Source organism: Pseudomonas sp. FW300-N2F2 (genome assembly GCF_017351655.1).
Taxonomy (GTDB): Bacteria; Pseudomonadota; Gammaproteobacteria; order Pseudomonadales; family Pseudomonadaceae; genus Aquipseudomonas; species Aquipseudomonas fluorescens_AA.
In genome coordinates, this window is record NZ_JACNDQ010000001.1 from 254,106 (window position 1) to 278,159 (window position 24,054).

20 protein-coding genes are annotated in these 24,054 nt (G+C 60.9%); 10 read left to right on the forward strand and 10 right to left on the reverse strand.

Annotation, left to right across the window (positions count from 1 at the left end; genetic code table 11):
* The first annotated feature begins 2 nt into the window (after positions 1-2).
* Together cydB and J4E63_RS01190 are read left to right on the forward strand one after the other, a co-directional pair.
* Entirely contained in the window at positions 3-1,010 is a 1,008-nt protein-coding gene (gene cydB / locus J4E63_RS01185; protein WP_207280786.1) for a cytochrome d ubiquinol oxidase subunit II, read from the forward strand.
* Positions 1,011-1,021: 11 nt separating this feature from the next.
* The gene (locus J4E63_RS01190; protein WP_003205785.1) at positions 1,022-1,186 is read left to right on the forward strand and encodes a DUF2474 domain-containing protein; all 165 of its coding nucleotides are present in this window, start codon (positions 1,022-1,024) and stop codon (positions 1,184-1,186) included.
* A gap of 40 nt (positions 1,187-1,226) precedes the next feature.
* Here the strand turns inward: J4E63_RS01190 and J4E63_RS01195 are convergent, their stop codons facing one another.
* Both J4E63_RS01195 and J4E63_RS01200 read right to left on the reverse strand, forming a co-directional pair.
* Positions 1,227-2,366, reverse strand: a complete 1,140-nt coding sequence (locus tag J4E63_RS01195; protein WP_207280787.1) for a class I SAM-dependent methyltransferase — start codon at positions 2,364-2,366, stop codon at positions 1,227-1,229.
* A gap of 180 nt (positions 2,367-2,546) precedes the next feature.
* Positions 2,547-3,260, reverse strand: coding sequence for an autoinducer binding domain-containing protein (locus J4E63_RS01200; protein ID WP_207280788.1), 714 nt, complete (start codon positions 3,258-3,260; stop codon positions 2,547-2,549).
* Between the two features lie 292 nt (positions 3,261-3,552).
* Here J4E63_RS01200 and J4E63_RS01205 point away from each other — a divergent pair, with 292 nt between their 5' ends.
* A complete protein-coding gene (locus J4E63_RS01205; protein WP_092332978.1) occupies positions 3,553-4,329 on the forward strand; it encodes a ferredoxin--NADP reductase in 777 nt (258 codons plus the stop codon).
* 2 nt (positions 4,330-4,331) lie between these two features.
* Here the strand turns inward: J4E63_RS01205 and mscL are convergent, their stop codons facing one another.
* On the reverse strand, positions 4,332-4,745 hold the full coding sequence (gene mscL / locus J4E63_RS01210) for a large-conductance mechanosensitive channel protein MscL (protein WP_003205779.1): 414 nt from the start codon (positions 4,743-4,745) through the stop codon (positions 4,332-4,334).
* Positions 4,746-5,028: 283 nt separating this feature from the next.
* On the opposite strand from mscL, the gene katB reads away from it, so the two are divergent.
* The 3 genes from katB (at position 5,029) to radA (ending at position 8,648) form a co-directional block, all read left to right on the forward strand.
* Positions 5,029-6,570 carry a catalase KatB gene (katB, locus tag J4E63_RS01215; RefSeq protein ID WP_092205467.1) on the forward strand — a complete coding sequence of 514 codons (1,542 nt, stop codon included), beginning with the start codon at positions 5,029-5,031 and terminating at the stop codon, positions 6,568-6,570.
* A 119-nt stretch (positions 6,571-6,689) separates the two neighbouring features.
* Positions 6,690-7,238, forward strand: coding sequence for an ankyrin repeat domain-containing protein (locus tag J4E63_RS01220; RefSeq protein WP_207280789.1), 549 nt, complete (start codon positions 6,690-6,692; stop codon positions 7,236-7,238).
* Between the two features lie 42 nt (positions 7,239-7,280).
* Positions 7,281-8,648, forward strand: coding sequence for a DNA repair protein RadA (gene radA / locus J4E63_RS01225; RefSeq protein ID WP_207280790.1), 1,368 nt, complete (start codon positions 7,281-7,283; stop codon positions 8,646-8,648).
* A gap of 138 nt (positions 8,649-8,786) precedes the next feature.
* Here the strand turns inward: radA and J4E63_RS01230 are convergent, their stop codons facing one another.
* On the reverse strand, positions 8,787-9,143 hold the full coding sequence (locus tag J4E63_RS01230; RefSeq protein ID WP_207280793.1) for a PilZ domain-containing protein: 357 nt from the start codon (positions 9,141-9,143) through the stop codon (positions 8,787-8,789).
* A 158-nt stretch (positions 9,144-9,301) separates the two neighbouring features.
* Here J4E63_RS01230 and J4E63_RS01235 point away from each other — a divergent pair, with 158 nt between their 5' ends.
* The 3 genes from J4E63_RS01235 to yjiA all read left to right on the forward strand — a co-directional run bounded on the left by J4E63_RS01235 (position 9,302) and on the right by yjiA (position 12,841).
* Entirely contained in the window at positions 9,302-11,368 is a 2,067-nt protein-coding gene (locus J4E63_RS01235) for a carbon starvation CstA family protein (protein ID WP_207280794.1), read from the forward strand.
* Positions 11,369-11,383: 15 nt separating this feature from the next.
* On the forward strand, positions 11,384-11,581 hold the full coding sequence (locus J4E63_RS01240) for a YbdD/YjiX family protein (protein WP_003182142.1): 198 nt from the start codon (positions 11,384-11,386) through the stop codon (positions 11,579-11,581).
* A 291-nt stretch (positions 11,582-11,872) separates the two neighbouring features.
* Positions 11,873-12,841: a GTPase gene (yjiA, locus tag J4E63_RS01245; RefSeq protein WP_060740538.1), complete on the forward strand. Its 969-nt coding sequence runs from the start codon at positions 11,873-11,875 to the stop codon at positions 12,839-12,841.
* Here yjiA and J4E63_RS01250 read toward each other — a convergent pair.
* From J4E63_RS01250 to J4E63_RS01275, 6 genes are all read right to left on the reverse strand, one after another.
* Positions 12,833-13,546, reverse strand: a complete 714-nt coding sequence (locus tag J4E63_RS01250; protein ID WP_207280795.1) for a GntR family transcriptional regulator — start codon at positions 13,544-13,546, stop codon at positions 12,833-12,835. The genes yjiA and J4E63_RS01250 overlap by 9 nt on opposite strands.
* A 22-nt stretch (positions 13,547-13,568) precedes the next feature.
* Positions 13,569-14,273, reverse strand: a complete 705-nt coding sequence (locus J4E63_RS01255; RefSeq protein WP_060740540.1) for a FadR/GntR family transcriptional regulator — start codon at positions 14,271-14,273, stop codon at positions 13,569-13,571.
* Between the two features lie 59 nt (positions 14,274-14,332).
* The gene (locus J4E63_RS01260) at positions 14,333-15,646 is read right to left on the reverse strand and encodes a C4-dicarboxylate transporter DctA (protein ID WP_192263832.1); all 1,314 of its coding nucleotides are present in this window, start codon (positions 15,644-15,646) and stop codon (positions 14,333-14,335) included.
* Positions 15,647-15,972: 326 nt separating this feature from the next.
* A complete protein-coding gene (locus tag J4E63_RS01265; protein WP_207280796.1) occupies positions 15,973-16,518 on the reverse strand; it encodes a hypothetical protein in 546 nt (181 codons plus the stop codon).
* Between the two features lie 207 nt (positions 16,519-16,725).
* Entirely contained in the window at positions 16,726-17,979 is a 1,254-nt protein-coding gene (gene glyA / locus J4E63_RS01270; protein ID WP_060740543.1) for a serine hydroxymethyltransferase, read from the reverse strand.
* A gap of 229 nt (positions 17,980-18,208) precedes the next feature.
* Positions 18,209-22,057, reverse strand: a complete 3,849-nt coding sequence (locus tag J4E63_RS01275; RefSeq protein WP_207280797.1) for a bifunctional diguanylate cyclase/phosphodiesterase — start codon at positions 22,055-22,057, stop codon at positions 18,209-18,211.
* 271 nt (positions 22,058-22,328) lie between these two features.
* Between J4E63_RS01275 and ettA the strand changes: the two genes are divergently transcribed.
* Positions 22,329-23,993, forward strand: coding sequence for an energy-dependent translational throttle protein EttA (gene ettA / locus J4E63_RS01280; RefSeq protein WP_192263824.1), 1,665 nt, complete (start codon positions 22,329-22,331; stop codon positions 23,991-23,993).
* Positions 23,994-24,054: the final 61 nt, after the last annotated feature.

The following is a 24,054-nucleotide window of genomic DNA, read 5'->3' on the forward strand; positions in this document are numbered from 1 at the left end:
TCATGGGTATTGATCTTCCGCTGATCTGGGCCGTGGTCATCATCTTCGGCATCATGATGTACGTGATCATGGACGGTTTCGACCTGGGGATCGGCATCCTCTTCCCCTTCGTCAAGGGCGAGCGCGACCGTGACGTCATGATGAACACCGTGGCACCGGTCTGGGACGGTAACGAAACCTGGCTGGTGCTGGGCGGTGCCGGGCTGTTCGGGGCGTTTCCGCTGGCCTACTCGGTGGTGCTTTCGGCGCTGTACCTGCCGTTGATCCTGATGCTCATCGGCCTGATCTTCCGCGGCGTGGCCTTCGAGTTCCGCTTCAAGGCCAAGGCTGAGAAGCGTCACCTCTGGGACAAGGCGTTCATTGGCGGTTCGCTGACGGCCACCTTCTTCCAGGGCGTGGCGCTGGGGGCGTTCATCGACGGCTTTGAAGTGGTCAATCGCCAGTTCGCCGGCGGTTCCCTGGACTGGTTCACGCCATTCACGGTGTTCTGTGGCCTGGCGTTGATCGCGGCCTACGCGTTGCTCGGTTGCACCTGGCTGATCATGAAGACCGAAGGCAAGTTGCAAGAGCAGATGCATGACCTGGCCCGGCCGCTGGCGTTCGCGGTGCTGGCCGTGATCGGTATCGTCAGCATCTGGACGCCGCTGGCCCACGCGGACATCGCGGCCCGCTGGTTCACATTGCCGAACCTGTTCTGGTTCCTGCCGGTGCCGATCCTGGTGCTGGTGACCATGTACGGTTTGTTCCGCGCGGTGGCCCGCAATGCCAACTACACGCCCTTCATCCTGACCCTGGTGCTGATCTTCCTCGGCTACAGCGGCTTGGGCATCAGCCTGTGGCCGAACATCGTGCCGCCGTCCATCTCGATCTGGGACGCCTCGTCACCGCCCCAGAGCCAAGGTTTCATGCTGGTGGGCACGCTGTTCATCATTCCGTTGATCCTGGTGTACACCTTCTGGAGCTACTACGTGTTCCGCGGCAAGGTGACCCACGACGACGGCTACCATTGAGGGCGTCGAGCATGGCCAAACCTGACTTGAAAGACATCGAGGCCGCCGAACGCAAGCCTCTCTGGCAGCGGCTCGGCTGGCTGGCGTTGATCTGGGCTGGCAGTGTGCTGGCGTTGTTCATCGTCGCCAGCCTGATGCGGATGTTCATGAATGCCGCGGGGCTGACCACCCACTGATTTCCCTGCCGGAGCGAGCTTTGCTCCCGCAACGGACGGTCTATTTGCGGGCTTTGAGAATCACGAATTTCGGCGTGGCGGCCACTTGCTCGACGCCTCGGAACAACCGCGCCAGTTTGCTGTGGTAGCCCAGGTGCCGGTTGCCGACGATGTACAGCGCGCCACCCACCACCAACGCTTCGCGAGCCTGCTGAAACATCCGCCAGGCGAGGAAGTCGCCCACCACTTGCTGCTGGTGGAAGGGCGGGTTGCACAACACCACATCCAGTGACTGCGCTTCTTGCCCGGCCAGGCCATCGCCGGCCCTGATGGTCACTTCGCGTTCGCCGAGGGCCGCACGCCAGTTCTCGGCGGCCGATTGCACGGCCATGTACGACTCGTCCACCAGGGTGTAGCGGGCCTCGGGATTTTGCAGGGCACTGGCGATGGCCAGCACGCCATTGCCGCAGCCCAGGTCCGCGACCCGGGCCGTGCCGAGGTTTTTCGGCAGGTGTGGCAGGAACGCGCGCGTGCCGATGTCCAGGCCTTCGCGGCAGAACACGTTGGCATGGTTGAGCAGTTCGATCTTCGGCTCGTCCAGCCAGTAGCGCGTGGGGTAGGGCGACACGACCGGCGTACTGCTGGGTGAAGAGGCAGCGGGCGGTGTGGCGATCAACAACCGCGCTTTTTTTACCGCCAGGGAGGCTTGCACCGGGCCGATGTAACGCTCCAGCAAATCGCCGGCGGCCCGGGGCAGGTGCTTGATCATGGCCCCGGCAATCACCTGGGCGCCCGGCGCCAGTTGGCCTTGCAGGCGAATCAGTTGTTCCTCCAGCAGGGCCAGGGTTTTCGGTACTTTGATCAGGACGCGATCGAACGGGCCGGTCAACGGTTCGCTGGCCGGCAACGTTGGCACGGCATCGAAGGGCCGGCCATTGCGCACCAGGTTTTTCTCCAGTGCCTGCAATGCCAGGAAAGAATCACCGCTGCTGGTCACCAGGACGTTGCCGGCCAGGCTGGCGGCCAGGGCGCCGAAGCCGTCATTGAGCACCAGGACCCGAGTCTGCGCGGCCGGTTGTTGTTCGGCCAGATACGCGAGCAGGTATTCATCGGCCGCATCGAAGGCTTGCAGCGGTTCGTTCTGCTGTTCGGGTTGGCGGATCAGGTCGAGTTGGGCGAAAGGGCTGTCAAACAGGGGCATGGCTGGGGACTCTGGAAATCAACGAATGTCCCGCTGCCTGGAGGTAGGTGTCTGTGCGGGACCGCCTGAATGAACTGCGTCGCGTGTAAAAAGCGGCATCATTCAAGAGGGACCGTAAATGGTACGTTTTTTTGTTGCACATTACTCGCGGGTTTTCAGCCCGGCAGTGCCGCGCCACGGTCAGATCACATGGATATGGGCAGCCTTGGCCACCGCCGAAATTTTATTGCTGACGTTCAGTTTTCGCATGCAACTGCACACATGGAAATTCACGGTTCGTTCGGAAAGGCAGAGGATCCTGCCCACTTCCGAAGCCGTCTTGCCTTCGGCCGACCACCTCAGTACTTCGATTTCTCTCGGCGACAAGTGATAGTTCTGCTTGACTGCGACGGTGTCAGACAGTTTTTTGCTGGCGAGTACATGGAGCTTTTGACTGGCGAAGATGGCGTAGCCGAGATTGCCATAGTGTTCCTCGATATCAATGGGGCAATGGGTTCGTGCGAGGCTGAACAGGCTGCACTGTGTCCCTTGGTCGTCATGAACGGCCTGGGTCCAGCCGTACTTGAGTCCCTGTCGATTAAGTTCTCGCCATAACTTGGGGGCCTGAGCGAAAACAGTCTCATCCCACAAGATTGGGAGGGGGGATTGATTGCAATGTGCTACTAATGGATCGCTCGACGCATAACCGTTTTGTTCATAAAGTCGGTCCCATCCATAAGGGTAATTATTCAGGTTCACCTTGCTGGTGTGTTTGTCGGGGCTTCCGAGATAGGCTGCAAATGCGCAATATTCAAATCCCTGATTGTTAAAGAAATTCAATACCAGACGATAGGCCGTCTGCAGGTCTTTTTCACAGGATAATTTCCTCAGTAACAAGTCCTTCCACCTGTCCATCGCTTTCTCCTGGGTTTGATTCGTCCATGCGGATCCAATCCATGATGCGAAATTTTAGTGTAGGACTATTCCTAACTTGTAGTGATTTTTTTTTAGTTCTCTTACATTTGGAAATATCTAAGGGGATAAATTTTCTATTTGGTTTATTTTACATGGCTGTAACTTTGTATAAGTTCAGTAAAGGATTTATCAAAGAAGGCGGCGACTGTAGCTAAAATGCCATTACTTGCTGTCGGTGGTGAAGACGCTCACTTTGCGGGACACTGCAGGTCTTGTCCCCTAGGAGTGGCTCATGACCGACAGCGCAGAGAAGTTCACCCGCCAAACCTTGCTCGATGTCCAGCCAGTGACGTCTCATTTGTTTACGTTACGCACGACCCGGGATCGCGGCTTTCGCTTCCGGGCGGGTCAGTTCGCCCGGCTGGGCGTCGCCAAGGCGGACGGCACCACTGTCTGGCGGGCGTACTCCATGGTGTCGTCGCCCTTCGACGAGTTTCTCGAATTCTTTTCCATCGTGGTTCCCGAGGGTGAGTTCACCAGCGAACTCAGCCGCTTGCAACCGGGTGACGAACTGTTGGTGGATCGCCAGGCCTTTGGCTACCTGACGCTGGACCGCTTCGTCGATGGCCGGGATTTGTGGTTGCTGTCCACGGGGACGGGCGTGGCGCCGTTTCTTTCGATTCTCCAGGATTTCGAGGCCTGGGAAAAATTCGAGCGGATCATCCTGGTCTACAGCGTGCGCGAGGCGCGGGAGTTGGCGTATCAGGACCTGATCAAGGAACTGCCCCAGCGCGACTACCTGGCCGAGTACGCTCACAAGTTTCGTTTCATTGCGACCGTCACCCGTGAGCAGCACCCGGGGGCGCTCAGTGGGCGCATCACCACGTTGATCGACAACGGCGAACTGGAGCGCGCGGCCGGTGTAGCGCTGACGCCGGAGCATTCGCGGGTGATGCTGTGTGGCAACCCGCAAATGATCGACGACACGCGCAAGCTGCTCAAGGCCAGGGGCCTGCAACTGAGCCTGACCCGTCGTCCGGGCCAGGTGGCGGTGGAAAACTACTGGTAGGCTCAGGGCCGCTCGTTCTGAGCCTTGAGCAGGTCGCGAATCTCACTCAGCAGCAGCTCTTCCTTGGTCGGAACCGGAGGGGCGCTGGGGGCTACGGCTTCTTCACGCTTGAGGCGGTTGATGGCCTTGACGCCCATGAAAATGGCGAACGCCACGATGATGAAGTCTATGGTGCTCTGGATGAATTTACCGTAGGCCAGCACCACGGCAGGCGCATCACCCTGGGCGGCCTTGAGGGTGATGGCCAGGTCACTGAAGTCCACGCCACCGATCAGCAGGCCGATTGGCGGCATGACCACGTCGCCCACGAATGACGAAACGATTTTGCCGAAAGCGGCACCGATGATGATCCCGACGGCCATGTCGACGACATTGCCTTTGACCGCGAAGGCCTTGAACTCGCTTAGCACGCCCATGAGTTATTCCTTGTAACAGATGAAAGATGAGTGGCAGTGTAAATCAGCCCAACGAGTCTTGCTCGAAACGCCTGCTTACAAAGCTTCAGTTATCGACCGGGGCTTGGATGAAAAGTTTACAAAGTGCCATCAATCGCGCGTGATACGCGGTTTCGGCCCGGGGGCCCTATAACGTTTTTTCTATCGGTGCGGTACGGCATTTCTATTTAGGTTTTTCTTTTCCCGGCACTAGCCTCTGGATGGCGCACATGGATGCGCTCTATAACATCAGAGGAACATGCCTATGAACACTTCCCTCGGCCACGGGGCTTACTCCCATCGCCGCGCTCTTTTTGTGCTGACCGCGAGCCTTCTATCCTTGTCTGTCAACGCGGCCACCCTGACCCGGGACAACGGTGCGGCGGTCGGCGATAACCAGAATTCGCAGACGGCAGGTCCCAACGGTCCGACCCTGCTGCAAGACGTGCAGTTGATCCAGAAGCTCCAGCGCTTCGATCGTGAACGCATCCCCGAGCGCGTGGTGCATGCCCGTGGTACCGGTGCCCACGGCACATTCACGGTGTCTGACGATCTCAGCGACCTGACCAAGGCCAAGGTCTTCGCCGCGGGCCAGGTCACCCCGGTGTTCGTGCGTTTTTCCGCCGTGGTGCACGGTAATCATTCGCCGGAAACCCTGCGCGACCCCCGCGGCTTCGCCACGAAGTTCTACACCGCCGACGGTAACTGGGACTTGGTGGGCAACAACTTCCCGACTTTCTTCATTCGCGATGCCATCAAGTTTCCGGACATGGTCCATGCGTTCAAGCCCGACCCGCGGACCAACCTGGACGATGATTCGCGCCGTTTCGATTTCTTCTCCCATGTTCCAGAGTCGACCCGTACCCTGACCGAGTTGTATTCCAACTCCGGCACGCCGGCCAGTTACCGTGAAATGGACGGTAACGGTGTGCATGCCTACAAGCTGATTAACGCCAAGGGTGACGTTCATTACGTGAAGTTTCATTGGAAAAGTTTGCAGGGCTTGAAAAATCTCGATCCGAAAGAAGTTGTGAAAGTTCAGGGTCAGGATTACAGCCATATGACCAATGATCTGGTGAGTCATATTAATAAGGGCGACTTCCCGAAGTGGGACTTGTACGTCCAGGTGCTCAATCCACAAGACCTTGCCAAGTTCGACTTCGACCCACTGGATGCGACCAAGATCTGGCCGGGCGTGCCTGAGCGCAAGGTCGGGCAAATGGTCTTGAACCGTAACCCGGCGAATGTCTTCCAGGAAACCGAGCAGGTGGCGATGGCGCCAGCGAATCTGGTGCCAGGCATCGAGCCTTCCGAGGACCGTTTGCTTCAGGGCCGGGTGTTTTCCTATGCCGATACGCAGATGTACCGTCTAGGCGCCAATGCCCTGCAATTGCCGATCAACGCCCCCAAGGTGGCGGTGAACAACGGTAACCAGGACGGTGCGATGAACCCAGGCAGCACCAGCACCGGCGTGAATTACCAGCCGAGCCGCCTGACGCCTCGTGAAGAACCGCAGGCGGCACGCTACAGCCAGGCCGCGCTGAGTGGCAGCACCCAGCAGGCGAAAATCCAACGCGAGCAGAACTTCAAGCAGGCCGGTGATTTGTATCGTTCGTTCAGCAAGAAAGAACGTGATGACCTGATCGAAAGCTTTGGTGGCTCTTTGGCGACCACCGATGACGAGAGCAAGCACATCATCCTGTCGTTCCTCTACAAGGCCGATCCTGAATACGGCACTGGCGTGGCCCGTGTCGCCAAAGGTGACTTGGCCCGGGTCAAGGCTCTGGCGGAAAAACTGACTGACTGATCCACCTGTGGGAGCGAGCTTGCTCGCGATGCAGGCGACTCGGTCTGGCTGTGCACCGCAGCGCCTGCATCGCGAGCAAGCTCGCTCCCACAGTATTGAGTTCATGGGGAGACGTCATGATGGGTAAATTTCTTTTGACGATGCTTGCGGCCTGGTCAGTCAGTGTATTGGCCGATCAGCCAATACCCACCGAACCGGCGGCGGTACAGGAACAGCTGCAAAACTATTATTTCGACGCCGCTCGCCGGGGCGATGTGCCGATGCTCGATACGTTTATCGAGGCCGGTTATTCGCTCGATACCCGGGATGAGAAGGGCTACACCGCGCTGATTCTGGCGGCTTATCACGGCCACGCTCCGGCGGTGGAGCGGTTGCTGGCCGCGGGGGCCGATGCCTGTGCCCAGGACAAACGCGGCAATACGGCGCTGATGGGCGCCATTTTCAAGGGCGAAGTGCAGATTGCCCGTCGCTTGCTGTCCACCGATTGCAGCCCGGACCAACGCAACGGTGCCGGACAGACCGCCGCGATGTACGCGGGTCTGTTCAAGCGTGGCGAGTTGCTCGATGCCTTGAAGGCCAAGGGCGCCGACCTGGAGGCCCGGGACCCGTTGGGCAATACCGCGGCGGATCTGGCGAAGGGTGAAATCAGAATGCCGGCCCCTCAGTGAACCTTGGCTGGGCTATCATCGCGGTTTTACCCCGGAGTTCAGATGGCCAAGGCAAAGCGCATGTACGGCTGCACCGAGTGCGGCTCGACCTTTCCCAAATGGGCCGGCCAATGCAGCGAATGCGGGGCCTGGAACACCCTGACCGAAACCATGGTGGAAAGCGGCGGCGCGGCGGCCCCCAGCGGGCGCACGGGCTGGGCCGGTCAGCAGGCGCAGATCAAGACCCTGGCCGAAGTCAGCGTTGAAGAAATCCCGCGATTTTCCACCGCCTCCGGTGAACTGGACCGGGTGCTGGGCGGCGGCCTGGTGGACGGTTCGGTGGTGCTGATCGGTGGGGACCCGGGCATCGGCAAATCCACCATCCTGCTGCAAACCTTGTGCAACCTCGCCACCCGCATGCCGGCGCTGTACGTCACTGGCGAAGAGTCCCAGCAACAGGTCGCCATGCGCGCCCGGCGCCTGGGCTTGCCCCAGGACCAGTTGCGGGTCATGACCGAGACCTGCATCGAAACCATCATCGCCACGGCGCGCGTGGAAAAGCCCAAGGTGATGGTGATCGACTCGATCCAGACCATTTTCACCGAACAGCTGCAGTCGGCCCCGGGCGGCGTGTCCCAGGTGCGTGAAAGCGCAGCGTTGCTGGTGCGCTACGCCAAGCAGAGTGGCACGGCGATTTTCCTGGTGGGCCACGTCACCAAGGAAGGTGCGTTGGCGGGACCGCGGGTGTTGGAGCACATGGTCGATACCGTGTTGTACTTCGAAGGCGAGTCCGATGGCCGCCTGCGTTTGCTCCGGGCGGTGAAGAATCGCTTTGGTGCCGTCAATGAATTGGGCGTGTTCGGCATGACCGACAGGGGCCTGAAAGAAGTCTCGAACCCTTCGGCGATCTTTCTGACGCGTGCCCAGGAAGAAGTCCCGGGCAGTGTGGTCATGGCGACGTGGGAAGGGACCCGGCCGATGTTGGTGGAAGTGCAGGCGCTGGTGGATGACAGCCACTTGGCGAACCCACGGCGGGTCACCCTGGGCCTGGATCAGAATCGGCTGGCCATGCTGCTGGCGGTGTTGCATCGACACGGCGGGATTCCGACTCACGACCAGGACGTGTTCCTCAACGTCGTGGGCGGGGTCAAGGTACTGGAGACCGCATCCGACCTGGCGTTGATGGCGGCGGTCATGTCCAGCCTGCGCAACCGGCCGCTGCCCCATGATTTGCTGGTGTTTGGCGAAGTGGGGTTGTCGGGGGAAGTGCGACCGGTGCCCAGCGGGCAGGAGCGGCTCAAGGAAGCGGCCAAGCACGGTTTCAAACGCGCCATCGTGCCCAAGGGCAACGCGCCGAAGGAAGCGCCGCCAGGGTTGCAGATTATCGCGGTGACCCGCCTGGAACAGGCGTTGGATGCGCTGTTCGAATAACACTGGCAATTGCGCAAGGAATGTATGTGGGAGCAAAGCTTGCTCGCGATGCAGGCGACTCGATTTTGAAGGGCCGCATTGCAGCCATCGCGGGCAAGCCTTGCTCCCACATGAGTCCCTCACCAAGGGGATGGCAGTTCAAGTCTGGATCAACGCCGCCAATTCCCGCTCCAGCTCGTCATGGTCGCCCAGGTTCAGCTCTATCAATCGGCGCAGGTGGGCGATGGATGCCAGGTCGATATGCTTGCAGACGAAGCCCAGGTGACCATGGTCATCATGGGCCAGGCGAATTTCCATTTTGATCTCGGCATCGGGACTCAAATGGATATCGGCCATGAAGGAATGTTCGGGATCGCCAAGCCAGGGCTCGGGTTTCTTGATCAGCAGCCCCTTGAGGGACAGGTCCAGCAGTTCCACCGACCATCTATAGGGGCCTTGGCTCAGCTCGGTCCTGGCATGGAAGTCAACTCGTACGAAGCGGCGACGTTCGCTCATGACGCATTCCCTCTGAAGATTCATTGACTATAGACCCAACTGACGGGGCATCGTCACCGTTCGGCAACAGACAGACGAATGTCGAGTATGGCCTTTGCCCGGGTTAGCGCTAAACTCCAATGGCTATCTTTCTTGTCCACCCTGGCTGGAATATAAAAATGAAAAACAATAATAGCCTGCTGCGCCATCTGCCCTGGCTACTGCTGGCCGTCGTAGGAGCGTGCGCCCTGGGCGTCGTGGCATTGCGTCGAGGCGAGGCGATCAACGCCTTGTGGATCGTCGTCGCCGCCGTGGCCATCTACCTGGTCGCCTACCGCTACTACAGCCTCTTCATCGCCAACAACGTGATGCAACTCGATGCGCGCCGGGCCACTCCCGCCGTGCTCAACAACGATGGCCTGGACTACGTCCCGACCAACAAACACATCCTCTTCGGCCACCACTTCGCGGCCATTGCCGGCGCGGGGCCGCTGGTCGGGCCGGTGCTGGCGGCGCAGATGGGCTACCTGCCCGGCACGCTCTGGCTGATCGCCGGCGTGGTGCTGGCCGGTGCGGTGCAGGACTTCATGGTCCTGTTCCTGTCCACCCGCCGCAACGGTCGCTCCCTGGGCGACATGGTGCGCGAGGAAATGGGCCGCATCCCCGGCACCATCGCGCTGTTCGGCTGCTTCCTGATCATGATCATCATCCTCGCGGTGCTGGCGCTGATCGTGGTCAAGGCCCTGGCCGAGAGTCCGTGGGGGATCTTCACGGTGATGGCGACCATCCCGATCGCGATGTTCATGGGCATCTACATGCGCTACATCCGCCCGGGTCGCATCGGTGAAATCTCGCTCATCGGCGTGCTGTTGCTGCTGGGGTCGATCTGGCTGGGCGGGCAAATCGCTGCCGACCCGGTCTGGGCCAAGGCCTTTACCTTCACCGGGATCCAGATCACCTGGATGCTGATCGGCTACGGTTTCGTCGCGGCGGTACTGCCGGTGTGGCTGATCCTGGCGCCGCGGGACTACCTGTCGACCTTCCTCAAGATCGGCACCATCGTCGCCCTGGCGATCGGCATCCTGGTCACCATGCCCGAGCTGAAAATGCCGGCGCTGACCCAGTTCACCGACGGCACCGGGCCGGTGTGGAAGGGCGGGCTGTTCCCGTTCCTGTTCATCACCATCGCCTGCGGCGCGGTCTCGGGCTTCCATGCGCTGATCTCCTCGGGCACCACGCCCAAGCTTTTGGATAACGAAACCAACGCCCGCTACATCGGTTACGGCGGCATGCTGATGGAGTCCTTCGTGGCGATCATGGCCATGGTGGCCGCTTCGGTGATCGAGCCGGGCGTGTACTTCGCCATGAACAGCCCGGCGGCCATCGTCGGCGGTGACGTGGTGGCCGTGGCCCAGACCGTCAGCAGTTGGGGTTTTGCCATCACGCCCGAGGCGCTGCAAGCGGTGGCCAAGGACATCGGCGAGACCACCGTGCTGGCCCGTGCCGGCGGTGCGCCGACCCTGGCGGTGGGGATCGCGCAGATCCTGCACTCGGTGCTGCCGGGTGAGAACACCATGGCGTTCTGGTACCACTTCGCGATCCTGTTCGAAGCGCTGTTCATCCTCACGGCCGTGGACGCCGGCACCCGTGCCGGGCGGTTCATGCTCCAGGACCTGCTGGGCTCGTTCGTGCCTTCGCTCAAGCGCACCGAATCCTGGCCGGCCAACCTGATCGCCACCGCCGGCTGCGTGGCGCTATGGGGTTACTTGCTGTACCAGGGCGTGATCGATCCGCTGGGCGGCATCAACACCTTGTGGCCGCTGTTCGGCATCTCCAACCAGATGCTGGCCGGTATCGCCCTGATGCTCGCCACCGTGGTGCTGATCAAGATGAAGCGCCAGCGCTACGTCTGGGTCACGCTGCTGCCGGCGTCCTGGCTGCTGATCTGCACCACCACCGCGGGCCTGATCAAGCTGTTCGACGCCAACCCGGCGATCGGCTTCCTGGCCCTGGCGCGCAAATACAACGATGCACTGGCCGCCGGCCAGATCCTGGCCCCGGCCAAGAGCATCGAGCAGATGCAGCACGTGGTGTTCAACGCCTACACCAACGCCACGCTGACGGTGTTGTTCCTGTTCGTGGTCTTCAGCATCCTGTTCTACGCGCTCAAGGTCGGCATCGCCGCCTGGGGCACCAAGGAACGCACGGACAAAGAAGCGCCATTCCAGGCCCTGCCGGACGCTTGATAGAGGATTGCAACGATGTTCAATGACTTGAGTCGCCTGGGTAAATACCTCGGTCAGGCCGCCCGCCTGATGGTCGGCATGCCCGACTACGACAACTACGTCGAGCACATGCAAACCAAGCACCCGGACAAACCGATGATGGACTACGAGGCGTTCTTTCGCGAACGCCAGGAGGCCCGTTACGGAGGCAAGGGTGGGCCCAAGTGTTGTTGAACCGCTGATTGCCAGTGGATGATGTAACCCTTGTGGGAGCGAGCTTGCTCGCGAAGGCGGTGGGTCAGTTGACGATGATGTCGCTGATCCACCGCCATCGCGAGCAAGCTCGCTCCCACAGTTGTTTTGGGATGGTTTCAACATTTGCGTACACCACAGAATCCCTGTGGGAGCGAGCTTGCTCGCGATGCTGGAGTGTCAGTTAATGATAATGTCGACTGACCCGACGCCTTCGCGAGCAAGCTCGCTCCCACAAAACCGTTTTCCTTTCAGGCATCAAGGAGATTCAGTTTGTCCTCTCCCATCCCGGTCACCATCCTCAGCGGCTTCCTCGGCGCCGGCAAGACCACGCTGTTGCGCCATCTGCTCAAGGCCGAGCACGGCCTGAAAATCGCCGTGATCGAGAACGAATTCAGCGATGCCGGTATCGACACCCAACTGTTGGGCGACGAGCCGGTGCAAGTCATGACCCTGGCCAACGGCTGCGTGTGCTGCACCATTCACACCGACCTGACCAAAGCCCTGTACCTGTTGCTCGAACGGCTGGACAGCGGCGAGATCGCCTTCGACCGCCTGGTGATCGAGTGCACCGGCCTGGCCGACCCGGCCCCGGTGGCGCAGACTTTCTTTATCGACGAGGACCTGCGCGAGCGCTATATCCTCGATGGGATCCTGACCCTGGTGGACGCGGCTCACGCCGACATCCACCTGACCCAGGCCATCGCCCAGGCCCAGGTCGGGTTTGCCGACCGCCTGCTCCTGAGCAAGACCGACCTGGTGGACGCCGCCCAGGTCCAGGCCCTTGGCGAGCGCCTGACGCGCATCAACCGACGGGCACCGATCAGGGTGGTTGAACACGGCCAGATCGACCTGGCCGAGTTGCTCGACATTCGCGGTTTCAATCTCAATGCGGACCTGGGCGCAGGGTTCAGCCTGCGCCCGGTGGGCAAGGCAACCCCGGGCGATCGCATCAGCAGCCTGGTGCTGCGCACCGACAAGGCCCTGGATATCGACAAGCTCAGCGAGTTCATGAACCAGTTGCTGGAAGAGCACGGCAAGCAATTGCTGCGCTATAAAGGCGTGCTGAACATCGCTGGCGAACCCCGCCGGCTGGTGTTCCAAGGCGTGCTCAAGTTGTATGGTTTCGATTGGGACACTGAATGGGCGCCCGACGAAGCCCGGGAAAGCGTGATCGTGTTCATCGCCGACGAACTGCCCGAAGAGAAGATCCGCGCTGGCTTCGAAGCCGCGCTACTTTGACGATCCCGCGCCTGCGACCAGCAGCAGTTTTTGCTCCAGATGGTCCAGGTGCTCGTCCATCAGCCGCACCGCTTCATTGACGTTGCGGCCTTCCACCGCGTCGACGATCGCCAGGTGTTCCTGCCAGGCGCAATGTCGGCGGGACTTGACCTCGTGGCGTGCCAGGGCCAACGAGGTCAAGGGCACCAGGCTGCCGAGGAATTGCATCAACGGCGCGTTGCCGGCCATGGCGGCCAGGTGCAGGTGAAACTCGCCGGACAGGCGTATCGCCGGGCCACGCTCGCCGCGGTCCAGGCACTGGCGCTCGTGCTCCACCAGATCGCGCAGGTGCTGCAAGTCCTTGGGTTGCGGCGCCTTGCAGGCCAGGCGCACCAGGGTCTGCTCGGCCAGGCGGCGAGCATGGAGGATCTGCCGCGTCTGCTCCAGATCCGGCGCGGCGACTTGTGGCCGGTGGTTGGGCCGCAATATCACCACTTGCTGATGGGACAGGCGCGCCAGGACACGGCGAATGATGCTGCGGCTGACACCGAACACGTCTCCCAGGCTTTCCTCGGTGAAACGGCTGGCCGGAGCGATGCGTTGTTCGAGAATGGCGTCGAAGATCCGCGGGTAGATATCGTCCACCGACGGTTTGCCGATCTGGCCGGGCAGGGGCAGGGTGGCGAGTACATTGCGGTTGTGTCGATGGGAAACGAGAGTGTTCATGGCGGTCTCCGCAGGCCCAGGCTCAAGTGCCGAGGTTGTCGTCCGGAATATTCAATTCGATGCCCATGCGCTGGCCTTCCCGGAGAATGTGCCGACGCATTTCGGCGCTGGCCTGGGCGCTGTTCTTGCCACGAATGGCACGGACCACGGCTTCGTTCTCTTCCAGGCGTTCGGCCAGGTGCTCGGGCGAGTTGCGCAACACATCGGCGCTTTGCTTGAGGGCGTTGCTGGTCTGCTGGACCACGTTCTGGAAGATCGGATTGGACGTCAGGGCAAACAGTTCTTCATGGAAAGCGATGTAGGCATTGGCGCAGGCGTCGCTGTCGTTGGCTTCCAAGGCTTCGCGCATGTCCATGAGGGTCAGGCGCAACTGGCCGACATCCTTGCTGCTGATGGACTGGGCCACCAGGCCGACGATGAAGGGTTCCAGGGTGTAGCGCAGTTGCAGCAGGTCTTCCAGGCTCGCGCCGGCCATGGCACTGCCTTCGCTGACGGCATCGCCGGGATTGGCCTCCAGCACCACGACGCCTTTGCCGGGCATCGAGCGCACCAGGCCCAGGGTCTCCAGCACAATCACCGCTTCACGCAGGCTTGGCCGGCTGATGCCCAGTTGCTCGGCCAACTCGCGCTGGCCGGGCAACATGTCGCCCGAGCGCCACTGACCCCGGGCGAGGGCGGCGCGGAGTTTCTCCACCACGGAATTGACGACGGTCGATGAGCTGATCACATGTGACTCCTTGGAAATCAATCAGGCGATGCCGGCTCTCGGGCCGGCATCGCCGTCTTTCAGAATTGCTGGTGATGGGCACTGCCCACCGGTTTTCTGGGTTGGAAGGTATAGCCTTGTTGGCCGGACAGCACCTTGCGCGCCCGGGGAACGTCGATGTCTTTCTCCCAGCGGGCGATCGCCACGGTCGCCACACAGTTGCCGATCAGGTTGGTCAGGGCCCGGCCAATGCCCATGAACCAGTCCACGGCCAACACCAGCACCAGGCCGACCACCGGAATCGCCGGGATCGCGGTCAGCGTCGCCGCCAGGATCACCAGCGCCGAGCCGGGAATTCCGTGGGCGCCCTTGGACGTGATCAGGGATACCAGCAGGATGGTCAACAGATCGCTCAGGGCCAAGGGCGTACCGGTGGCGTTGGCAATAAAGACAATCGCCAGGGTCAGGTAGATGGAAAACCCGTCCAGGTTGAATGAGTAACCGGTTGGAATCACCAGGCCCACGGTGGAGCTGCCGATCCCCAGGTGTTCGAGCTTGCGCATGATCTGGGGCAGCACGGCATCGGACGAAGCAGTGCCGAGTACGATCAGCAGCTCTTCGCGCAGGTACTTGAGAAACGGCAGCATCGGCAGGCCCGACGCACGCATCACCAGACCAAGGATCAGCGTGACGAAGGCGATGCAGGTCAGGTAGAACAGGCCGACGAGGCTGCCCAGGTGCTGCAGCGAGTCCAGGCCATATTTGCTGGTGGTGAAGGCAATGGCCCCGAACACACCGATAGGGGCCAGGCGCACGATCATGCCCATGATGCGGAAGATCACATGGCTGAGTTCGTTGATTAGCCGCGAGATGCCGGAAGCCGCGTCGCCCACCAGGTTCAGTGCACTGCCGAACAGCACTGAAAACAGCAGGACTTGCAGAATGTTGTTTTCAGCGAAGGCACCGATCACCGAGGTTGGGATCAGGTTCATCAGGAACTGGGGGGTAGTGACCATGTGCTGGCCGCGTTGGGCGATGTCGTTCACGTCCGCGCTGGAGAGCTGCTCCAGGTGGATGTTCGCGCCGCTGCCAATGCCTGTGCTGAAAGCGAGGACCAGGCCGATGACCAGGGCGATGGTGGTGAGGACTTCGAAGTAGATGACCGACTTGAGGCCGATGCGCCCGACTTTCTTGAGATCACCGGCGCCGGAGATGCCGCTGACCACCACGCAGAAAACGATCAGGCCGATGAGCATCTTGATCAGCTTGATGAAGCCGTCGCCGAGGGGTTTGAGCTGTGCGGAGTATTCGGGAAGGGTAAGCCCGCAGACGATGCCGAGCACCAGTCCGAGGACAACTTGTAGAAAGATCGACCGCGAGCACCATTTGAGCATGGGAGGGATTCCTGGTTCGGTGTCCTTGTTCGCCAGGGTGGCTGGCGTCGGGACTTCATTATTGTGGTCTTACCGGTTTGTCCAGTGCAGGCGCAGTCTAGGCGCTGTTTTCGCGGATGTGCAAGTGCGATGATGAGGATTTGGCTTGACCGGTCTTACCAGTTGCGGTGAAAGCCCTGAGCTTGAGCCTTTTCTCGGCCGGAAAAAAAATATCGCCAGATGCCTAAGTGGGTCAGTTAAGGAGAGCACCCAGGACTGTGGCGAGGGAGCAAGCATCCTCGCCACAGGGGGATAGATGGGGTGTCCCTGCCTTGCATTAAAATGTTCTACGGGTATTTTTCTCCGAGGTTGCTCAGAATGAACGTCGCCTTTGACTGTTCTTCCGTCTCGGCAAGATAGAGATAAGGCGAGCCCCGTAATCTTAAGCCCCCCACATGTTTTCTATTGGCTGTCATGAGTGAAATACGGCTGTGACCGGGTTTGATGGTTTTCGGCGTGAGGACATTCTGTTGAAAGTCGATAAGAGTAAAAAGTGTTGGCATTTTAGTATTGGGATCCTGTGCGCCAAGTACTTCAAACCAACTTTTACTGAGCAGTTTGTTGTAGTGCTCGCCGGCGTTTTTTATGGTCAGCAGATAGCCACCCGCCGTATGCCGGAAATGCAGTCGCAAGGGCTCGCCACGCGTCCTCGGGTCTTCGGCGCGCATGCCAAGCAGGTGTGAGTGGTCCTGGGTCTGGGGTTTGCCGGTATAAAATCCACCGCTGAAAGAACTGACGGTCGCCATCGCGGGTTTGCCATGCAGCCGTTCCAGTAGGTTGACGTGAGCGCTAAACATATCAAGTGTTGCATGAAAGGAATGTTCACTGTCCATGTGAATATTGACTCCTGTAAGGGTTGATTAAGTTTGGGGTGGGGCGAGTTGGATCTTATTGAGTTATTAGTCGCTTGTGGGATTGCCTGTATTGCAGGACGTTAAATGCTGGCTGGCGTTAGTTGTCTGGTCGTATGTTATGCATGCCAATAAAAAAGGCCCGCATCTTTCGATGCGGGCCTTTTTGGCTACGTGTTGGCGAGCTGATTAAGCGCCGTATACCGGCAGCTTCTTGCAGATAGCCTTGACCTTCTCACGCACGGCGTCGATGACCGCTTCGTTGTTCAGGTCCGCCAGGATGTCGCAGATCCAGCCGGCCAACTCCTTGCACTCGGCTTCCTTGAAGCCGCGAGTGGTCACGGCCGGGGTGCCGAAGCGCAGGCCCGAAGTGACGAACGGAGAGCGTGGGTCGTTTGGCACCGAGTTCTTGTTCACGGTGATGAACGCCTTGCCCAGCGCCGCGTCAGCGTCTTTGCCGGAGATGTCCTGCTTGATCAGCGAGAGCAGGAACAGGTGGTTTTCAGTACCGCCGGACACCACGTCGAAGCCGCGTTCGATGAACACGCCGGCCATGGCCTTGGCGTTTTTCACCACTTGTTGCTGGTAAGCCTTGAACTCAGGCTGCAGCGCTTCCTTGAAGCAGATCGCCTTGGCTGCGATCACGTGCTCCAGCGGGCCACCCTGGGCGCCCGGGAAGACGGCGGAGTTCAGCTTCTTCTCGATGTCGGCATTGGCGCGCGCCAGGATCAGGCCGCCACGTGGACCGCGCAGGGTCTTGTGGGTGGTGGTGGTGACCACGTCTGCGAACGGCACCGGGTTCGGGTACACGCCCGCGGCGACCAGGCCGGCCACGTGGGCCATGTCGACGAACAGGTAGGCACCGACCTTGTCGGCGATTGCGCGGAAGCGTGGGAAGTCGAGGATCTGCGAGTAGGCGGAGAAACCGGCCACGATCATTTTCGGCTTGTGCTCGAGGGCCAGGCGCTCGACTTCGTCGTAGTCGATCAGGCCGTTGCCGTCGATGCCGTACTGGATGGCGTTGTACAGCTTGCCGGAGGAGGAAACGCTGGCGCCGTGGGTCAGGTGACCGCCGTGGGCCAGGCTCATGCCCAGGATGGTGTCACCGGCCGACAGCAGCGCCAGGTACACGGCGGCGTTGGCTTGGGAACCAGCGTGCGGCTGGACGTTGGCGTAATCGGCGCCGAACAGTTCCTTGGCGCGGTCGATGGCCAGTTGCTCGACCACGTCGACGTACTCGCAACCACCGTAGTAGCGCTTGCCCGGGTAACCTTCGGCGTACTTGTTGGTCAGTACCGAGCCTTGAGCTTCCATCACCGCGGGGCTGGTGTAGTTTTCCGAAGCGATCAGCTCAATGTGCTCTTCCTGGCGCTGAGCTTCTTGCTCCATGGCGGCAAAGAGATCGGCGTCGTACTTGGCAATAGTCAAATCACGGCTGAACATGGCGGTCCTCAAGGATCGGGGCAGAAAAGGGGGGCATTCTACCTCAACCGGTTTTGGAAGGCATATGAAAGGGCGTCATGTCGCGGACGAATGGGATTCACGCGACATTCTGCGTAGCCTTGGCGGGGCCCATCGCGAGCAAGCTCGCTCCCACATTTGGACCTGCGTGCCCATCACCCTGTGGGAGCGAGCTTGCTCGCGATGAGGCCACTACAGGCACCGAAGAGCCTCAGTCGAGCATGAACAACGCATCATTGCTGAACTGCGCTTCGAACCGATTGGCCGGCATCGGTCGGCCGAACAGGTAGCCCTGGACTTCGTCGCAGCCATGCTCGCGCAGGAAATCCAGCTGCTCGTGGGTCTCGACGCCCTCGGCGATCACCGCCAGGTTGAGGCTGTGGGCCATGGCGATGATTGCCCGGGCGATCTGCGCATCCTGCTCGCCGGACGGCAGGCCGTCGACGAAGGTGCGGTCGATCTTCAGCACGTCGATGGGGAATTGCTTGAGGTAGTTGAGCGATGAATAACCGGTGCCGAAGTCATCGACGGCGATGCTCAGGCCCAGGTTTTTCAGCCCGGCGAGGATTTGCATCGCCTCGCTGACTTCGCGCATCAGGATACTTTCCGTCAGTTCCAGCTCCAGGCAGGCCGGGGGCAGGCCGGTGCTGCGCAGGATATTGGCGATGCGCGTGCCCAACTGGCCGTCGGAGAACTGCCGGGCCGAAATGTTGACCGAGACCTTCGGCACCCGGACCTTGGCCTGGTGCCAGGTCCTGAGTTGTCGGCAGGCTTCGGTGATGACCCAGTCGCCGACATCCACCACCAGCCCGAGCTCTTCGAGCACCGGGATGAAATCCCCCGGTGGCACCAACCCACGTCGCGGATGGCGCCAGCGCAGCAGGGCCTCGGCGCCGGTCAAACGTTTGCCATCGCCGCTGAACTGCGGCTGGTAATACAGCACGAACTCGTTCTGCTCCAAGGCGTGGCGCAGGTCGCTTTCCAGTTCCAGGCGCTCCAGGGCGCTGGCGTTCATGTCGGCCTGGTAGAACTGGAAGTTGTTCTTGCCACGCTCCTTGGCGTGATACATGGCCGTGTCGGCGTTCTTCATCAACTGGCTCAGTTCGTTGCCATCCTGGGGGCTCAGGGCGATACCGATACTGGCGGTGACGAAAAACTCGCGGCCTTCGAGCACGAATGGCCGGACCAGGCTGGCGAGGATCTGCTCGGCCACAGTGATGGCCCGGTTCAGCGCCATTTCACGGCTGACGCGTGGTTGCAGCAGCAGGGTGAACTCGTCGCCGCCCATGCGCGCCACGGTGTCGTCGTCGGCGACGCAGCCGAGCAGGCGCGTGGCCATCTCCTTGAGCATCCGGTCGCCGGCGGCGTGGCCCAGGGAGTCGTTGATCGGCTTGAAGCGGTCAAGGTCGAGGAACATGAGCACGACCCAGGTCTTCTGCCGCTCGGCCGATTGCAGCGCAGTGTGCAGGCGATCCTGGAACAGCGTGCGGTTGGGCAGGTGGGTCAGGGCGTCGTAATAGGCCAGGCGATGGATGCGCTGCTCGCTGGCCTTGCGTTCGCTGATGTCGCTGAAGAAGCACACATAGCTGGCCAGGTCGCCTTCGTCGTCCAGCACGGCGGTGATGCCGACCCAGGCCGGGTAGTGTTCGCCATTGCGGCGCTTGAGCCAGACTTCGCCTTCCCAGGTGCTGTGCTGTTGCAACTGCTTGAGCACGTAGCGCAAGTGGGCTTCCTGTTGCTCGTCCACGGTCAGCATGTTGGGCAACTGGTCCAGCACTTGCGACACGGCATAACCGCTGACGCGACTGAAGGCTTCGTTGGCCTGGACAATGTAGCCGGCCGGGTCGGTGATCAGGATCGCCGAGGTCGAGTGCTCGAAGACCGTGGCGGCCATGCGCAGGTCTTTTTCGGCGCGACGCTGTTGGCTGATGTCGCGGCCAACGCCCAGCACGCCTTCGAACGCGCCGTGTTCATCCCACACCAGCACCAGCCGCAGCTCGATGGGGATCTTGCGCCCATCGGCGCGCAGGCAGTCGAACAGGAACAGTTGGGTCTGCATCTGGTTACGCAGCTCGGCCAGATGCTCGGGCTTGTCGAGGGCCTTGCTGACGTGGTCCATCAGGCTGTAGATGCCGGTCAGTTGTTGCGGATTGGCGATGATCGATTGCCAGCCGTTCTGGAAAATCCAGTCGGCGGTGTAACCCAGCACCGCTTGCACCGACGGGCTGACATAGTTGAGCGAAAGCTTGTTGTCGGTGGAGAAAATCACGTCGCTGATGCTTTCGGCGAGCATCCGGTAGCGTTGCTCGCTGTCGCGCAGCGATTCGCTGGCCTCGATCTGCTCGGTGACGTCCTTGGCCACGCCGATGATCCGGGTCACCTGGTCATGCCGGTCCCGGGCCAGTGCCTGTTCGCGAATGTCGAAACAGCGCCATTTGCCATTGCGATGGCGAAAGCGCAATTGGCATTGCAACAGCTGCGTGTACCCGCCGCGCCGTTGTTCCTGGCGCAGGTTGTGGTAGTGATCGGCGTCGTCGCTGTGCAGCAGGATTTCCCAGAAGTACTCGCCCATCTGGTGCAGTTCGGTGCGGTCGTAGCCCAGGGTCTGGCCCAGGTGATGGTTGCTGAAGATCATCCGCTGGCTGATGACATCCTGCACATAGAGATGATCCGGAACGGTGCGCACCACGTCGGACCAGAAACCTTCGCGTTCGAGCAGCGAGAGCTCGATCAGCTTGCGGCTGGTGATGTCGCTGATGCTCAGGATGACTGCGTTGTAGTCGGGCTGTTTTTCCGGCAGGCGCAGCACCAGCCACAGGTGCTGGTCACGGCCATGGGCGTCCTGGAGCTTGATTTCCAGTTCCAGTTGCTTGTGTTGGTCGAGCAGCGCTTCGAGCAGTTTCGAGCCGATGGGGTTGTTGTCTGGCGTGCCCTTGCCGACCAGCAACTGCCAAGCCTGGGCACAGGAGTCGACGTTGAGCAGTTTCAACGCCATCTGGTTGACTTCGGTGACGTGAACTTCCTGGCGCAATTGCTCGAGTTGGTGAGCGGTTTGCAGCCAGGCGCGCAATTGATCGCCATTGTGCAGGCCCGCCCGCTCAAAAAAGGCCTTGAGCCCCGACAGGTCCAGCACGCACAGGGCCACGCCGGTGCCTTCGAAAATATCCTGGTAACGCCGTCGACCTTCGTGCAACTGTCGCTGGCGCCGACGCATGTTCAAGAGGGCGATGACGGGCAATAACGAAAACGCCAGGCCCAGCAGGCACTTGCCGATGAAGGCCGGCAGCAGTTGCTCGATCACCTGGCGACGGTCGAACAGCCCCCGCAGTTGCCAATCGCTGCTGCTCAGGGGCACGGTCAGTACCGTGTTCTCCAGGTCGTCCGGCGACAGGTGGGCAGGGCTGATGGAGGGCAGGCTTTCGTCGCGGCTGACGATCTGCTGGTTGAGGCGGTTTTCCACCAGCCACAGCGGGCGCAGCCCCACATCGGCTTGCTTGGTCAAGGTGGCGAAAAAGTTCGGCGTCAGGCGCAGGGCCCAATAGCCACGGCTGCTGCCGCTGGCCTGGTGCAACAACAGATGCACCACGGAGCCGTCTTCGGCATTGCTGAAATAATGGGCCTGGGCCCGGCTGCGCCGCACCAGTTCACCCAGGTAGTCGGCGTCATGGCTGTCGGCGTCGCTGTCACTGAGCACTCGCCCGGAAGGGCTCAGCAGTGCCAGGCTGCGCAACTCGGGTAACGATTGCTGGAGTTTACGTACCAGGGCCTGCTGTTCGTCAGCACTTTGTGGCTGTTCGACGATCGGTAGCAGGTTGAGGGCGATTTGCGCGTTCAGGGCCATGTTCAGGCTGACTTGCGAGGCAAGATCGGCGGTGTAGTCGATGGTGTATTGGCGCTGTTGCTGTTGGGTTTCACGCAATTGGTCAAGCAGTTGCCAGAACAGCAAGCCGAGCAATAGCAGCACCAGCGTGGCCAGCGCGCCCTTCAGCGTCCCGCGCAGGGGCGAGCCGGGCACGACAGCGGGTGCGCGAGGGGACAGGGGCGGAGTGACGTTGGACAAGCTGTAATCCTGCAGTTTGCTGGACTGGCGCGACGTGCACTATAAGCCGGACGCCCGAAGGGCGGCTAGCATGCCTTGACTTGTGGCAAAGTGCCAGCCCCTGGCGGCTGGACCTTGACCGACGGTTGAGGTAGCTTTGCCGGTCAAACAAGAGCGTTCCAGCTCCAGATTCCCAGGCTCTATCCGCCCGCAGGCATTGATGACCGTCAAGTGCCGGCGCCGCGCATGGCCTGGCTCGTTCTTTTCACCTGTCACTGACGCTAGGTTCACCATGGCTCAATACGTCTTCACCATGCATCGGCTGAGCAAAGTTGTTCCGCCGAAGCGGGAAATCCTGAAAAATATTTCATTGTCGTTCTTCCCCGGGGCCAAGATCGGCGTACTGGGTCTCAACGGCTCGGGTAAGTCCACGCTGCTGAAAATCATGGCCGGCGTCGATAACGAATTCGACGGTGAAGCCCGTCCGATGCCGGACCTGAACATCGGTTACCTGCCCCAGGAACCGCAGTTGGACCCGAGCAAGACCGTGCGTGAAGTGGTCGAGGAAGCGGTCAGCGTGATCAAGGACGCCCAGGCGCGCCTCGACGAGGTCTATGCCGCCTACGCCGACCCGGATGCCGACTTCGACAAGCTGGCCGCCGAACAGGCCAAGCTCGAAGCGATCCTGCAGGCCAGCGACGGCCACAACCTGGATCGCCAACTGGAAGTTGCCGCCGATGCACTGCGCCTGCCGGCCTGGGATGCGAAGGTCGAACACCTCTCCGGTGGTGAAAAGCGCCGCGTGGCCTTGTGCCGCCTGCTGCTGTCGGCCCCGGACATGCTGCTGCTCGACGAACCGACCAACCACTTGGACGCCGACTCCGTCGCCTGGCTCGAACACTTCCTGCATGACTTCCCGGGCACCGTGGTTGCGATCACGCACGACCGTTACTTCCTGGACAACGTCGCCGGCTGGATCCTGGAACTCGACCGCGGCGCAGGCATTCCGTACGAGGGCAACTATTCGGGCTGGCTGGAAGCCAAGTCCGATCGTCTGGCCCAGGAATCCAAGCAGCAGTCGGCCCATGAAAAAGCCATGAAGGAAGAACTGGAGTGGGTGCGCAAAGGCGCCAAGGCCCGCCAGTCCAAATCCAAGGCACGTCTGCAGCGCTTCGAGGAAATGCAGTCCCAGGAATTCCAGAAGCGCAGCGAAACCAACGAGATCTACATCCCGGCCGGTCCACGCCTGGGCGACAAGGTCATCGAGTTCAAGAACGTCACCAAGGGTTATGGCGACCGCGTGCTGATCGACAACCTGTCGTTCTCTATGCCCAAAGGCGCCATCGTCGGTGTGATCGGTGGTAACGGCGCGGGTAAATCCACGCTGTTCCGCATGCTGATGGGCAAGGAAACCCCGGATTCGGGCAGCATCGAAATCGGTGAGACCGTGCAACTGGCTTGCGTCGACCAGAGCCGCGAGGACCTGGACGGCAGCAAGACTGTGTTCCAGCAGATCTCCGACGGTTCCGACCAGATCCGCATCGGCAGCTATGAAATTCCGTCGCGCACTTATGTTGGTCGCTTCAACTTCAAGGGCGGCGACCAGCAGAAGTTCGTCAAGGACCTGTCCGGCGGTGAACGCGGTCGCTTGCACCTGGCGTTGACCTTGAAAGAGGGCGGCAACGTCCTGCTGCTCGACGAACCGTCCAACGACCTCGACGTCGAAACCCTGCGTTCCCTGGAAGAAGCCTTGCTGGACTTCCCGGGCGCCGCCATTGTGATCTCCCACGATCGGTGGTTCCTCGACCGTGTGGCGACCCACATCCTGGCGTACGAAGACGACTCCCAAGCGGTATTCTTCGAAGGCAACTACACCGAGTACGAAGCCGATCGCAAGAAACGCCTCGGCGAAGCGGCCGCCCAGCCGCATCGTGTACGGCACAAGAAACTGGCCTGATAGGGTCGGTTGCAGATCAGGAATGTGGGAGCGAGCTTGCTCGCGATGGCGGTGGTCAGTG

Coding starts and splice junctions, on each gene's coding strand:
- cydB (WP_207280786.1), top strand. CDS start 3: ATGGGTATTGATCTTCCGCTGATCTGGGCCGTGGTCATCATCTTCGGC.
- J4E63_RS01190 (WP_003205785.1), top strand. CDS start 1,022: ATGGCCAAACCTGACTTGAAAGACATCGAGGCCGCCGAACGCAAGCCT.
- J4E63_RS01195 (WP_207280787.1), bottom strand. CDS start 2,366: ATGCCCCTGTTTGACAGCCCTTTCGCCCAACTCGACCTGATCCGCCAA.
- J4E63_RS01200 (WP_207280788.1), bottom strand. CDS start 3,260: ATGGACAGGTGGAAGGACTTGTTACTGAGGAAATTATCCTGTGAAAAA.
- J4E63_RS01205 (WP_092332978.1), top strand. CDS start 3,553: ATGACCGACAGCGCAGAGAAGTTCACCCGCCAAACCTTGCTCGATGTC.
- mscL (WP_003205779.1), bottom strand. CDS start 4,745: ATGGGCGTGCTAAGCGAGTTCAAGGCCTTCGCGGTCAAAGGCAATGTC.
- katB (WP_092205467.1), top strand. CDS start 5,029: ATGAACACTTCCCTCGGCCACGGGGCTTACTCCCATCGCCGCGCTCTT.
- J4E63_RS01220 (WP_207280789.1), top strand. CDS start 6,690: ATGGGTAAATTTCTTTTGACGATGCTTGCGGCCTGGTCAGTCAGTGTA.
- radA (WP_207280790.1), top strand. CDS start 7,281: ATGGCCAAGGCAAAGCGCATGTACGGCTGCACCGAGTGCGGCTCGACC.
- J4E63_RS01230 (WP_207280793.1), bottom strand. CDS start 9,143: ATGAGCGAACGTCGCCGCTTCGTACGAGTTGACTTCCATGCCAGGACC.
- J4E63_RS01235 (WP_207280794.1), top strand. CDS start 9,302: ATGAAAAACAATAATAGCCTGCTGCGCCATCTGCCCTGGCTACTGCTG.
- J4E63_RS01240 (WP_003182142.1), top strand. CDS start 11,384: ATGTTCAATGACTTGAGTCGCCTGGGTAAATACCTCGGTCAGGCCGCC.
- J4E63_RS01250 (WP_207280795.1), bottom strand. CDS start 13,546: ATGAACACTCTCGTTTCCCATCGACACAACCGCAATGTACTCGCCACC.
- J4E63_RS01260 (WP_192263832.1), bottom strand. CDS start 15,646: ATGCTCAAATGGTGCTCGCGGTCGATCTTTCTACAAGTTGTCCTCGGA.
- J4E63_RS01265 (WP_207280796.1), bottom strand. CDS start 16,518: ATGGACAGTGAACATTCCTTTCATGCAACACTTGATATGTTTAGCGCT.
- glyA (WP_060740543.1), bottom strand. CDS start 17,979: ATGTTCAGCCGTGATTTGACTATTGCCAAGTACGACGCCGATCTCTTT.
- ettA (WP_192263824.1), top strand. CDS start 22,329: ATGGCTCAATACGTCTTCACCATGCATCGGCTGAGCAAAGTTGTTCCG.